The sequence below is a fragment of the Promicromonospora citrea genome (assembly GCF_013004695.1).
GTDB classification, from domain to species: Bacteria; Actinomycetota; Actinomycetes; order Actinomycetales; family Cellulomonadaceae; genus Promicromonospora; species Promicromonospora citrea.
The window spans coordinates 1-12,451 of record NZ_JABEMG010000033.1 but is presented as its reverse complement, the minus strand read 5'-3'; the positions used below and the strand labels follow the sequence as shown (position 1 = coordinate 12,451).

Sequence of the window (12,451 nt, the reverse complement as noted above, 5' to 3'; positions counted from 1 at the left end):
TCGTTATCGGATCGTTCAGTTCTTTGCATGGGGAGCGGAGCCCGGCGGACCGGTGCCGGGACGGTCTCGTCGCGGGCCGTCCCGTAGGGCAGGATGGCCCCGTGAACCAGGACCCGAACCCGCAGGCAGCGGGCGACGAGCCGGCCGTGGAGAGCGCGACGGACGCGACCCTCGACCCCGCGACGGACGCGACCTTCGACCCCGCCACGTTCGACCCCGAGGCGGTGCCGGCCGAGGACGCCGAGCTGGCCGCCGAGGTGCTGGACTTCTGGGCCGCCGCCCGGCAGTTCGCGGGCATGGCGAAGGCGAGCGTCGTCGTCGGCCAGACCGTGAACGAGACCGTGCCGCCGCAGGCGTGGTCGTTCGGGGACGAGCCCGGCCTGGCGCAGCGCCTGCTCGACGCCGTGCTGGCGGGCGACAAGACGGCCACGTCGTCGGCGCTGTGGGACTACGAGGACGAGGGCGCGCCGCTGCCGGTCGTGGGTGAGCTGTCCATCCTGCTCGACGGCGAGGGCCACCCCCGCGCGCTGATCCGCACCACGAGCGTCGAGACGGTCGCGTTCGAGGACGTGGACGAGGACTTCGCGGCGGCGGAGGGCGAGGACGACCGCACGCTCGCGTCGTGGCGCGCGGGGCACGAGGCGTACTTCCGCCGCACGCTGGGCCCGGGCCGCGAGTTCGCGCCCGACATGCCGCTGCTGTGCGAGCGCTTCGAGCTGCTCTACCCCCAGCGCTGAGTCCCCGGCCCGGGGTGTCGGTGGGTCGTCCTACCGTGGGGGTCTCGGCCGGGTGGCCGGGGAACACCGACGAGAGGTGAGAGCGATGGCGCTGCGCTGGTACTCGACTGTGGTGGAGTCCACGGACCACCGGCGGCTGGCCGCCTGGTGGGCCGAGGCCCTGGGCTGGACGGTCGTCGTCGACACCGACGCCGAGTCGGTGGTCGTGCCGCCGTGGGGGCTGGAGCTCGTGGAGCGGCTGGAGTTCCACCAGGTGCCGCCGGGGATGGTGTTCGTGCCGGTCACGCACGAGAAGACGGGCAAGAACCGGCTGCACTGGGACTTCGCGCCGCACACGAGCGACGACCGGGACGCGGAGATCGCGCGGCTCGTGGAGCTGGGGGCGACCGTGATCGACGTCGGGCAGCCGGAGCAGGCGTCGTGGACCGTGCTGGCCGACCCGGACGGCAACGAGTTCTGCGTCCTCTCCGCGCGGGACCGGTGAGCGCCGTGACCCGTCCACGGGCTGAGACCCGCGTCTCATCCTGCGCCTCGCGCGCGTAGGCTCACGCCATGGCAGAGGCTACGACAGACGGCATCGACCTCGCGGTCGTCGCAGGAGACGGCATCGGCACGGAGGTCGTGGAACAGGGCCTCGCGGTCCTCGAGGCGGCGCTGGCGCCGTCGGGCACCAAGCTCTCCACCACCGAGTTCGACCTGGGCGCGCGCCGCTGGCACGCGACGGGCGAGACCCTCACGGACGAGGATCTCGAGCGGATCAAGGGGCAGGACGCGATCCTGCTCGGTGCCATCGGTGACCCGTCGGTGCCGAGCGGTGTGCTGGAGCGCGGCCTGCTGCTCAAGCTGCGCTTCGCGCTCGACCACTACGTGAACCTGCGCCCGACCCGGCTGTTCGAGGGCGTCACGAGCCCCCTGGCCGACCCGGGCGAGATCGACTTCGTCGTCGTGCGCGAGGGCACGGAGGGTCCCTACGTCGGCAACGGCGGCGCGCTGCGCGTCGGCACGCCGGCGGAGATCGCGACCGAGGTCAGCGTGAACACGGCGTTCGGCGTCGAGCGCGTCGTGCGGGACGCGTTCGCGCGGGCGAGCGCGCGGCCGCGCAAGCACCTGACCCTGGTGCACAAGCACAACGTGCTCGTGCACGCGGGGCACCTGTGGCGTCGGACGGTCGAGGCCGTCAACGCCGAGTTCCCCGACGTCACGACGGACTACCTGCACGTCGACGCCGCGACGATCTTCCTCACGACGAACCCGTCGCGCTTCGACGTCATCGTGACCGACAACCTCTTCGGTGACATCCTCACCGACCAGGCCGCCGCGATCTCCGGCGGCATCGGCCTGGCCGCGTCGGCCAACATCAACCCCGACCGCACCGCGCCGTCGATGTTCGAGCCGGTGCACGGCTCGGCGCCCGACATCGCGGGCCAGGGCAAGGCCGACCCGACGGCGACGATCCTCTCGGTCGCGCTCCTGCTGGACCACCTCGGGTACACCCAGGAGTCCGTACGCGTCCAGGACGCGGTCGCCGCAGACCTCGCGGAGCGCGGGGACGTCGTACGCACGACCGACCAGGTAGGCCGCGACATCGCGGCACGCGTGACCGGCTGACGCCCCGCTCCACGAGAGCGGCGTCCGGGTCCCGCGAACAGGCCCCGGGCGCCGCTCTCGGTCGTCGAGAGCCGTACCCGGGCACGACGCCCGGCCCGGAACGCTCCCTCCGCCTCGCCGGGCGTGGAAGACTGACAGCAGCATTCCGGTGAAAGGCATCGACATGACAACAACGACGGACCCCATCCTGCCCGCGCCGCTCGAGGACCTGGTGGCACTCTTCGACGTGCGGCCCACGGACGTGCCGACGTCGGATGCGGAGCGCGCCGAGGCGCTGCGCGCCCCGAAGTTCGGGACGAAGTTCACGGACCACATGGCGCGCATCTCGTGGACCGCCGCGGACGGCTGGAAGGACCGGCGGATCGAGAAGTACGGTCCGCTGCAGCTCGACCCCGCGACGGCGGTGCTGCACTACGCGCAGGAGATCTTCGAGGGGCTCAAGGCCTACAAGCACGCCGACGGCTCGGTGTGGACCTTCCGCCCGGACGAGAACGCGCGCCGGTTCGCCCGCTCCGCGCACCGACTCGCGCTGCCCGCGCTGAGCGTGGACGACTTCATCGGCTCGCTCGCCGCCCTCGTCCGCACGGACATCGAGTGGGTGCCGGACGGCGAGGACTCGTCCCTGTACCTGCGGCCGTTCATGTACGCGTCCGAGGTGTTCCTCGGCGTGCGGCCGTCGACGGAGGCCGAGTACATCGTCATCGCCTCGCCCGTCGGCCCGTACTTCTCGGGCGGCGTGCAGCCGGTGTCGATCTACGTGTCCGAGCAGTACCACCGCGCGGGCCCGCCCGGCGGCACCGGTGACGCGAAGTTCGGCGGCAACTACGCCGCGAGCCTGCTGCCGCAGCTCCAGGCGCAGCAGGAGGGCTTCGACCAGGTCTGCTTCCTCGACGCCGCGTCCTCGACGTACCTCGAGGAGCTCGGCGGCATGAACGTCTTCCTCGTCACCGACGACCAGAAGATCCACACGCCCGAGCTCGGCTCGATCCTCGAGGGCATCACGCGCGCGTCGGTGCTGCAGCTCGCCGCCGACCGCGGCTACGAGGTCGTGGAGCGGCGCATCCCGCTGTCGGAGGTCGTGGCGGGCCTCGAGTCCGGCCGCGTCACCGAGTTCTTCGCGTGCGGCACGGCCGCCGTCGTGACGCCCGTGGGCCGGCTCGCCGGCTCGTCGTTCGACCACGAGCTCAACGGGGGCAAGCCCGGGGAGCTGACGATGGCGCTGCGCCAGGAGCTCACCGACATCCAGTACGGCCGCGCTGCCGACCGGCACGGCTGGATGCGCCGGCTCGCCTGACGGACGCGCCCGACCGGATCGCCACGACGCCCCGCCCGACCGCACGCCGGTCGCGGCGGGGCGTCGGCGCACTCAGCCCCAGAGGCGGCCGATCGCGTCGCGCGCCACGAGGAACCCGACGATGCCGACCACCCAGGCCGTCGTGCTCGCGGCGTTCCGCGTGAGCCAGGAGTCCAGCCGGCCCAGCGGCCGCTCCACGAGCCGGGCCGCGACCACCCGGGCGGCGGTCAGCACGAGGGCGGGGGCGACCATGACCACGCAGTACCCGGCCACCCACAGGGCCGACGTCGGCCAGCCCGGACCCTGCGTGCCGATGAGACCGAGGGCCGCGAGGTAGGGCAGCATCGTCGCGACCTCGACGAGCCCCGCACCCACCGCGAGCAGCGCCAGCGCCCGGCCGCTGCCCGTCTCGCTGCCGAGCACGCGCTCGCGCCACCGGCCCAGCCGGACCGCGCCCGCCCGCGCCTGCGCGTCGTCCTTCCGGCGCCCGCCGATCGGCTCGATCTTGAAGCTCCACGCGAGCAGCCCCGCGCCCACCACGAGCTGCCCGACGAGGAAGGCGCGCGTGCTCGACAGCCGCTCCAGCGTCTCGCCCAGGGCGTCGGCGCCGAGCAGGATCGCGAGGCCCACGAGCGCGTAGAACCCCGCGATCGAGCCGAGGTAGAGCAGCATCCGGCCCACCCGCACCCGGCCGGGAGACATGAGCAGCCACACGGGGATGAGCAGCGTGCCGAAGCTCGTCGAGTCGATGAGGGCGAGCACCACGAGGGCGCCGACCAGCGCGGTGCCCGTGAGCTCGGCGGAGAGAAGGTCCATGCCGCACAGCCTCGCCCGCGCCGGCACCGCGCGCATCGGCCGAACCGGCGAACCGCCCGGACCCGCCGTACATCCTTCGGATGATCCGCCACGCGCCGGCCCGTGCTGAGATGGACCCATGCCCCACCTTCCCGACCGCCTCCGGCCCGTCGTCCGGGCGGTCACGGCCGAGGACCGGCGGGGCGACGTCATCACGGCCGTCAAGCTCGTCGCCGTGGCGCTGGGCCTCGACGCGCTGGGGCTGATCCGCATCAACTGGGCAGGCATCGAGGCGCCGGCCTGGTGGTTCCTCGTCCCCGTCGCCGTGGCCGGCGTCGCCCTCGTCTGGCGGCGGACACGCCCGCTCCCCGTCGTCGGCGTCGTCGCGGTCGCCTTCGCGGCCGATGTCGCGCTCGGGGGCAGCGTCGGCCTCATCGTGCTGCTGTGGGAGGCGCTCTACGCCGTCCACCTGTACGGAAGGCGCCCGGCGCGCCGGGTCACGGTCGGGGGCGTCAGCGTCGTGGTGCTCGCCGCCGCGATCGTCGTCGGCGAGATCACGGGCGAGCTGCGGTACGCCGTCCTCGGCGGTCTGCAGGCCGTCACCCTCCTGGTCATGCCGATGTGGTGGGGCGCGAACGTGCGCCAGGGCCGTGAGCTGACCGCCGCGGCGCAGGAGCGCGAGCGGCTCGAGCGAGAGCGCGGCACCGCGCTCCTGCGGCTCGCCGAGGCCGCCCGGCACGACGCCGTCCGCGCCGAGCGCACCGCCGTCGCCCGCGATCTGCACGACGTCGTCGCGTCCCACCTGTCCGCCATCACGATCCTGTCCGGGGCGGCGCTCGCGGGCCCCGCCGAGGCGGAGCGGGACCGCGCCGCGCTCCGGGCCGTCCGCGAGGAGAGCCTCGCGTCCCTGCAGGACATGCAGGCGATGATCCGGGTGCTGCGCGCCGAGCCCGCCGAGGGCGAGCCCGCGGCGGACGGCGCGACGGGCCTGCTCGCCGCGCCCCGCGTCGCCCAGCTGGCGTCGGTGCTCGACCAGGTGCGCCTGGGCGGTCTCGACCTCACGGTGGCCGACCCGGACGGCGTCCTGTCCGGCGCGACGGTGCTGCCCGCCGCGGTGGACCACGCGGTGTACCGGGTGGTCCGTGAGGCCCTGACCAACGCGCTCAAGCACGGCGGGCCCCGCGCCGCCCTCTCGGTCGCCGTCGGCGACGGCGTGCGCGTCGAGGTGCGCGACGGCGGCCCGCACGACGGCCCCTCGCGCGCGCAGGCCGGCGCGATCGGGCACACGGTCGGCGGCACGGGGCTCGGGCTGGTGTCGATGCGCGAGCGGGTCACCGCCGTCGGCGGCACGTTCACCGCGGGGCCGCAGGACGGGGACGGCTGGGTGGTGCGGGCCGAGCTGCCCCTGCCCGCGCCCGCGGAGGCGAGCCCCGCCGGGACGGGCGCCGCGGAGGGGAGGGCCTCGTGATCCGGGTGCTGCTCGCGGACGACCACGCGGCCATCCGCACCGGCCTGCGCATGCTGCTCGCCACCGCGGGCGACATCGAGGTCGTGGGCGAGGCGGGCGACGGCGCGGTCGCCGTGGCCAACGCGCGGGCGCTGCGGCCCGACGTCGTGCTCATGGACGTGCGCATGCCCGGCACCGACGGCGTGACCGCGACCCGGCAGATCGTCGAGGAGGGCCTGGCGGAGGTGCTCGTGCTCACCACGTTCGACCTCGACGAGTACGTGTTCGGCGCGCTGCGGGCGGGCGCCGCCGGATTCCTGCTCAAGACGGCAGAGGCGACGGCGCTGGTCGACGCCGTGCGGCACGTCGCGGCGGGCGACGGCGTCGTCGCACCCGAGGTGACCCGGCGGCTCATCGCGGAGCTCGCGGCGCCGCGCGGCGCGGCCGTGAACGGTCGCGCCGCGGCGGCACCGCTGCCTGCCGACCTCACGCCCCGGGAGCTGGACGTGCTGGCCGGGCTCGGCGAGGGCCTGTCGAACGCGGAGCTCGCCGTCCGCCTGACGATCAGCGAGGCGACCGCCAAGACCCACGTCTCGCGCGTGCTCGCCAAGCTCGGCGTCACGTCCCGCGTGCAGGCCGCGATCGCGGCCCGCGACGCGGGGCTGGCGTGAGCGTCAGGTCCGCTGCACGACCGTGCGGGCCAGGGTGCCGGTGAGCAGGGAGTAGACCGCCGACCCGAGGATGATCCACACCACCGCGGCGAGGACGGCGGGCACCACGTCCGCGCGGTCGGTGAACGGCACCGCGGCGAGGATGACCGTGGCCAGCACGACCACCCAGCCGAAGAACGCGCGCGGCCGCGGCGTGCTCAGCACGAACAGGTAGAGCACCACGGCGGCGAGCGCCGCGAACAGCGCGCCGGCCACCACCCAGGCCATGAGGTCGGAGCCCGTGCCGGACAGGTCGAGCTGCGAGTGGACCTCCAGGCCCAGCACGGACTCGAGGATGAACGTGGCCGCCAGCCCGATGAGCGCGGCCACGAGCACGGTCGCCGCGGCGCCCGCCCAGTACCGGCCGACCTCGAGCCCGAGGCGCGGGTTCTCGGTGCCGGAGGTGACGGGCCGGGTGTACCCCTCGCCGGGCGGCGGCCCGCCCACGGGCTGCGTCGGCGTCCCCGGTGCCTGCGCGGGCACGTAGGCGGGCGGGGGCTGCTCGCCGTAGTCGGGGTCGTAGGGACGGTTCGGGTCACTCATAGGGGTACCTCCCGGTTGAGCCGTATGTCCACTCCACCACGGATCGGACCGGCCCGCACGGCAGGGGGCTACAGGACCCGGCGTGTCCGTCCGGCGCGCCTCATCGCAGGCCCTGCAGGTCCAGCACCAGGTCCTTCACCGCGGTGACGGGCACCTGGGCCGCGTCGTCCTCGACCCAGCGCGAGACGGCCGACGGCACCTGCGGGGCCGAGCACAGCAGCAGCGGGGTGTCGGCCGACGAGTCGGGCAGGCGCCCGTGCGTGCCACGCACGTACGAGCCGTCGAGCGGCACCGTGCTCATCGCGTACCGCAGACCGAGCTTCTTGCGCACGAGGTTGAGCCCCGCCTTCGCCTTGGCGAGCGGGTCGGCGGGGTCGAAGAACAGCTCGGCGGGGTCGTAGCCCGGCTTGCGGTGGATGTCGACGCCGCGCGCGTACTCGGGCGCGCGGTCGTCGTCGAGCCAGAAGTAGTACGTGAACCACGCGCCGGGCTCCGCCACGACGACGAGCTCGCCCGCGCGCTCGTGGTCGATCCCGTACCGGGCCTGGGCCTCGCGGTCGAGCACCTCGTCGACGCCGGGCACGGTGCGCAGCAGGCCGGCGACGCGGGCGACGTCGGCCGGGTCGGTGACGTACACGTGCGCGACCTGGTGGTCGGCGACGGCGAACGCGCGCGACGTCCACGGGTCGAGCTGCTCGCGCCCGTCCTGGGTGTAGACCTCGAGGTAGCCCTCGCGGCGCAGCAGGCGGTTGATGTCGACCGGCCGGTCCGCGGGCCCGATGCCGTACTCGGCGACGGCGACGACGGTGACGCCCGCCGCCTCGGCGTCGTCCAGCAGAGGCGCCAGGGCGGCGTCGAGCTCGGCGGCGGCCCGGTCGGCCTCGGGCGAGTCCGGGCCGAACCGCTGCAGGTCGTAGTCGAGGTGGGGCAGGTACGCGGTGGTGAGCTGGGCGTCGCGCGTGCGCAGCAGGTGGCGCGTCACGTCGACGATCCAGCGGGTCGAGGCGATGGACGCCGTCGGGCCCCAGTAGGTGAACAGCGGGAAGTCGCCGAACCGGCCCACCAGCTCGTCGTGCAGCGCGGCGGGGCGCACGTAGGCGTCGGCGGACTTGCGGCCGTCGGCGTGGTAGATCGGCCGCGGCGTGACCGTGACGTCCGTGCTCATGCCCATCGCGTACCACCAGCACACGTTGTCGGCCACGTAGTCGGGCTCCTTGCCGCGGGCGGCCTCCCACAGCTTCTCGCCGCCGACGAGCCGGTTGTGCTGGCGCCACAGGTACACGTCACCCAGCTCGCGGAAGTACCAGCCGTTGCCCACGACGCCGTGCTGCGCGGGCATGAGGCCGGTGAGCATGGACGACTGGACGCTGCACGTCACGGCGGGCAGCACGGTGGCGAGCTCCGACTGCCACCCCGCACCGGCCAGCCGGCGCAGGCGGGGCATGTGCGACAGGGCGCGGGCGGTGAGCCCGACGACGTCGAGCAGCAGCACGGGGGTCATGCGCGGATTCCTTCCGTCGTCAGCAGGTTCTCGCGGGCCCACCGCAGCTCGGCGGCGATCCCGGCCACGAGCTCTCCGGGCCCGGTGGGCAGCACGTCGGGCGGCAGCACCGACCACGTGTACGTCTCGACGTCGAGGTGCGCCTCGGCGCCGTGCGGCGCGGACCGCACCGCGGCGACGGCGTCGCGCAGCACCTGGGTCGTGGCGGCGAGCGGGGGTGCGGGCTCGTGGTGCAGCGGCACGTGGAAGTGCACGCGCCACGGGCCGGTGCCGGGCAGGGCGGGCCGACGGTCGGCGTCGCCGAGGGCGACGGGCAGGTCGTCCGAGGCCAGGACGTCGCCCGTCGCGGTCAGCTCGCGCACCTGGTGCAGGTAGCGCTGCTCGACGAACCGCGCGACGGCGTCCCGCGCACCCGGCGCCGACACGTCGGCGACCTCCAGCGCGGCCGACGCCTGCACCTTGACCACCCGCAGGCCCGCGTCGGTGATCCGGCGGACGGCGCCCGCCGGGTCCGCGAACGACACCGCGAGGTGGCACGTGTCGAGGCACACCCCGACGTGCTCCGGGTCGATCCGGCGGTCGGCCGGCCACTCGGGCCCCGTCCGCGCGGCGAGCCACGCCACCACGTCCTCGACCGTGTCCAGCACGCACCCCGGCTCGGGCTCGACGGCCACGCGCACCGTCCGGCCCGTCCGCTCCGCCAGCGCGCGCAGCTCGGCCGACAGCGTCGCGAACGCGCGCGCCGCCTCGTCGTCGTCCGCCCGCGTCCACGGTGCGCGCCACGCCAGGGGCAGGGTGGAGATCGACCCGTCGGCCCCCTCGGGCAGCAGGTCGGCCAGCACCCGCGCGCACGCGAGCACGTAGTCCAGCCGCGCCCGCTCGGCCCACGTGGGGGAGTAGACCGCGAGCTTCACGACGTCGCGGTGGAACCCGCCGTACGGGAACGCGTTGAGCGTGTGCACCTCGAGGCGGTGCTCGGCCAGCGCCGCGCGCAGGCGCTCGCGGTCGTCGGCCGAGGCGTCGAGGCGGTGCGCGAGCTCGGCGGGCAGCCACAGGCCGACGCCGAGCGTGTCGAGCCCCGCGGCCTCGCGCACCGGCCCGGCGTAGCGGGCGAGCTGGTCGAGGACGCCGTCGAGGTCCTCGGCGGGGTGCACGTTCGTGCAGTAGGAGAGGCGCATGTCAGGCCCGCACCCCGCGCAGCACGGAGGAGCCCTCGTACTCGACGCCCGCCGCGGGTCCCGCGCCCTCGGTGAAGCCGGGCACCGGGTCGAGCACGAGGTTGCCGGACTGCTCGTAGAAGGCGACGGGGTTGCGCCAGAGCACCTGGTCGACGTCGTCCTCGGTGAAGCCCGCCGCGAGCATCGCGCGGGCGGTCTTCACGGTCTTCAGCGGGTCGGACCGGCCCCAGTCGGCGGCGGAGTTCACGATCATCCGGTCGGTGCCGTACTCCTGGAGGAGCGCGACCATGCGGCCCTCGTCCATCTTGGTGTCGGGGTAGATCGAGAACCCGGCCCACGCGCCGGCGTCGCGCACGAGGGCGACGGTGGTCTCGTTGAGGTGGTCGACGAGCACCCGCTCGGGCGGCAGGCCGGACTCGCGCACGACGTCGAGGGTGCGCCGGGTGCCCGCGAGCTTGTCGCGGTGCGGGGTGTGCACGAGCGCGGGCAGCTCGGCGTCCTGCGCCATCTGGAGCTGGGCCGCGAAGACCTCGTCCTCCTCCGGCGTCATGGAGTCGTACCCGACCTCGCCGACGGCCACGACGCCGTCCTTGAGCAGGTAGCGCGGCACCTCGGCGAGCACGTCGCGGCAGCGCGGGTCGTTCGCCTCCTTGGGGTTGAGCGCGATGGTGGCGTGGTGGCGGACGCCGAACTGCGCCGCCCGGAACCGCTCCCAGCCGAGCAGGGAGTCGAAGTAGTCGGTGAAGGAGCCGACGCTCGTGCGCGGCTGACCGAGCCAGAACGCGGGCTCGACGACGACGCGGACCCCCGCGGCGTAGAGGGCCTCGTAGTCGTCGGTGGTGCGGCTCGTCATGTGGATGTGGGGGTCGAGGATGCGCAACGTCACTCCTTCGTGGTGGTGCTCAGCCGATGGCGGTGCTCAGCCGCCCGAGGTCGGCGGGTACGGTGCGGCCGGCCGCGCGGCGCTCGGCGGCGAAGTCGCGGGCCATGCGGTCCAGCTCGGTGTCGGCACGGGCCGTCAGGTCGTGCACGGCGTCGAGGCTCGTCCCCTGGAACACGAGCTTGAGCACGCCGTGGCGCCACGTGTGCTGGTCCAGGTGGGCCGACCCGAACGGGCCGACGGCGGACGCCACCAGCGCGGGGTCGTTGGCGCGCAGGGCGTCGGCGGCGAGCTCCAGGCCCGCGGCGACCAGCGCGTCGGCGGCGCCGTCGGGTCCCGCGAGCCGGCCCGCGGCGGCCAGCGCGTCCAGGCCGCGCAGCACGCCGCGGCGCTCGGCGCCGTCGCCCTGGCGGTACAGGGTGGTCAGGCGCTCGACGAGGTCGGGTCCCGTGCCCACGGCGTCGGCGAGCGCGACGACGAGCCGGGCGCGCGCCGCGTCGTCGACCGTGCCGTGCACGACGCCGGTGGGATCGACGTCGGGGCGCTGCGGCTCCCGCCCGACCCGGCGGGCGGCGAGCGCGAACGCCCGCGTGACCTGGTCGGGCTCGGCGGTGATCGCGGCGCACGACCGGTCGAGCCAGTCCGTCCCGGGGTCCGCCGTCGGCAGGTCTTCCGTCATGACGCGCTCCTCTCGCTCACGGGCGCCCCCTCGGGCGCCCCGACGACGTCGGCCCATGCGCGCAGCAGCGCCGTGCGGCTCGCCCGGGCCAGCCGGGGCGCGTCGTGGGAGTGGCGGGGCAGCTCGACCGCGGCGACGCCGGTGTAGCCGATGTCGGCCAGCGTGGCGAGCACGTGCGGCAGGTCGATCTCGCCCTCGCCGAACGGCCGGTGCTCGTGGTGGCTGCTCGGCATGTCGTCGAGCTGCACGTTGCTCAGGTACGGCGCTGCGGCGCGCAGCGCGCCCTCGACACCGTCGGGCTCGACGACGAGGCAGTGCCCCACGTCGACCGTGACGCCGAGCTCGCGCGGCTCGCCGACCTCCGCCAGGAGCCGCAGGGCGTCGGCGACCGTCTCGACGAGCATCCCGGGCTCCGGCTCGATCGACAGCCGCACGCCGCGCTCGCCCGCGTACCGGACCAGCTCGGGCAGGCGGTCGCGCAGGCGGGCCCAGCCGTCGGCGGGCGCAGCGTCCTCGGGCAGGATCCCCGAGAAGAACGACACGCAGCGGGCGTCGGTCTCCTGCGCCACCTCGATCGCCCGTTCGAGGTAGCGCATCCGCAGCGTGGCGTCGCGGTCGACGAGCGTGGGCCGGTGCTTGTGCAGCGGGTCGAGCAGGTACCGGGTGCCGGTCTCGATCACGGCGGCGGCACCCGTGCCGCCCCGCATCCGCCGCAGGTGGGCCCGCACGGCCGCGACCTCGGTCGGCGCGCCGGGCGCGAACGGGTCGAGGTGCGGGAACCCCAGCGTGAGCGCCACCGCGTCGTACCCCACGTCGTCGAGCACGTCGAGCGCGGTGTGCAGCGGGTGGTCGCCGAAGCCGTTGGTGCCGTAGCCGAGCAGGAACGGGGGTCTCACGTGATGCTCACCCCCGCGCGGCCGCGTGCGCGGCCCAGCAGGCGCAGCCCGTACCCCACGGCCGCGACGCCCGCGAGCAGGGCGGTCGTGCCGAGGCCGCCGGACCGGGCGGCCCACGCGGCCTGCAGCGGCACCATGGCCTGGATGCCCGACCGGGTGGCCGTGCGCGCGTGCGCGGCCGTC

13 protein-coding genes and 1 pseudogene are annotated in these 12,451 nt (G+C 74.9%); 6 read left to right on the top strand and 8 right to left on the bottom strand.

Annotation, left to right across the window (positions count from 1 at the left end):
* Positions 1-101 precede the first annotated feature (101 nt).
* The 4 genes from HLB15_RS08910 (at position 102) to HLB15_RS08895 (ending at position 3,639) form a co-directional block, all read left to right on the top strand.
* On the top strand, positions 102-737 hold the full coding sequence (locus HLB15_RS08910) for an ASCH domain-containing protein (RefSeq protein ID WP_229785637.1): 636 nt from the start codon (positions 102-104) through the stop codon (positions 735-737).
* Positions 738-822: 85 nt separating this feature from the next.
* Positions 823-1,221, top strand: coding sequence for a VOC family protein (locus HLB15_RS08905; RefSeq protein WP_171104947.1), 399 nt, complete (start codon positions 823-825; stop codon positions 1,219-1,221).
* A gap of 68 nt (positions 1,222-1,289) precedes the next feature.
* Positions 1,290-2,345 carry a 3-isopropylmalate dehydrogenase gene (locus HLB15_RS08900; RefSeq protein ID WP_171104946.1) on the top strand — a complete coding sequence of 352 codons (1,056 nt, stop codon included), beginning with the start codon at positions 1,290-1,292 and terminating at the stop codon, positions 2,343-2,345.
* 163 nt (positions 2,346-2,508) lie between these two features.
* Positions 2,509-3,639, top strand: a complete 1,131-nt coding sequence (locus HLB15_RS08895) for a branched-chain amino acid aminotransferase (protein ID WP_171104945.1) — start codon at positions 2,509-2,511, stop codon at positions 3,637-3,639.
* A 72-nt stretch (positions 3,640-3,711) separates the two neighbouring features.
* Here the strand turns inward: HLB15_RS08895 and HLB15_RS08890 are convergent, their stop codons facing one another.
* Positions 3,712-4,455: a GAP family protein gene (locus HLB15_RS08890; RefSeq protein ID WP_171104944.1), complete on the bottom strand. Its 744-nt coding sequence runs from the start codon at positions 4,453-4,455 to the stop codon at positions 3,712-3,714.
* Between the two features lie 118 nt (positions 4,456-4,573).
* Here HLB15_RS08890 and HLB15_RS08885 point away from each other — a divergent pair, with 118 nt between their 5' ends.
* Both HLB15_RS08885 and HLB15_RS08880 read left to right on the top strand, forming a co-directional pair.
* Complete coding sequence (locus HLB15_RS08885; RefSeq protein ID WP_171104943.1) at positions 4,574-5,902, top strand: sensor histidine kinase; 1,329 nt, start codon at positions 4,574-4,576, stop codon at positions 5,900-5,902.
* Complete coding sequence (locus HLB15_RS08880; protein ID WP_171104942.1) at positions 5,899-6,552, top strand: response regulator; 654 nt, start codon at positions 5,899-5,901, stop codon at positions 6,550-6,552. Before HLB15_RS08885 ends, HLB15_RS08880 begins: the two co-directional genes overlap by 4 nt.
* Before the next feature lie 3 nt (positions 6,553-6,555).
* Here HLB15_RS08880 and HLB15_RS08875 read toward each other — a convergent pair whose 3' ends face one another.
* From HLB15_RS08875 to HLB15_RS08850, 7 genes and pseudogenes are all read right to left on the bottom strand, one after another.
* The gene (locus HLB15_RS08875) at positions 6,556-7,134 is read right to left on the bottom strand and encodes a hypothetical protein (RefSeq protein WP_171104941.1); all 579 of its coding nucleotides are present in this window, start codon (positions 7,132-7,134) and stop codon (positions 6,556-6,558) included.
* Between the two features lie 100 nt (positions 7,135-7,234).
* A complete protein-coding gene (locus HLB15_RS08870) occupies positions 7,235-8,635 on the bottom strand; it encodes an alkaline phosphatase family protein (RefSeq protein WP_171104940.1) in 1,401 nt (466 codons plus the stop codon).
* Positions 8,632-9,813, bottom strand: coding sequence for a metabolite traffic protein EboE (eboE, locus tag HLB15_RS08865; RefSeq protein ID WP_171104939.1), 1,182 nt, complete (start codon positions 9,811-9,813; stop codon positions 8,632-8,634). Before eboE ends, HLB15_RS08870 begins: the two co-directional genes overlap by 4 nt.
* Before the next feature lies 1 nt (position 9,814).
* Positions 9,815-10,693, bottom strand: a complete 879-nt coding sequence (locus HLB15_RS08860) for a TatD family hydrolase (RefSeq protein WP_171104938.1) — start codon at positions 10,691-10,693, stop codon at positions 9,815-9,817.
* A gap of 22 nt (positions 10,694-10,715) precedes the next feature.
* Positions 10,716-11,372: an EboA domain-containing protein gene (locus HLB15_RS23730; RefSeq protein WP_212759662.1), complete on the bottom strand. Its 657-nt coding sequence runs from the start codon at positions 11,370-11,372 to the stop codon at positions 10,716-10,718.
* Positions 11,369-12,268 (bottom strand): sugar phosphate isomerase/epimerase family protein, encoded by a 900-nt coding sequence (locus HLB15_RS23725; protein ID WP_229785635.1) that lies wholly within the window; start codon positions 12,266-12,268, stop codon positions 11,369-11,371. Before HLB15_RS23725 ends, HLB15_RS23730 begins: the two co-directional genes overlap by 4 nt.
* Positions 12,265-12,451 (bottom strand): annotated as a pseudogene (locus HLB15_RS08850) (SCO3242 family prenyltransferase); the annotation flags it as partial. The gene HLB15_RS23725 and the pseudogene HLB15_RS08850, both read right to left, overlap by 4 nt.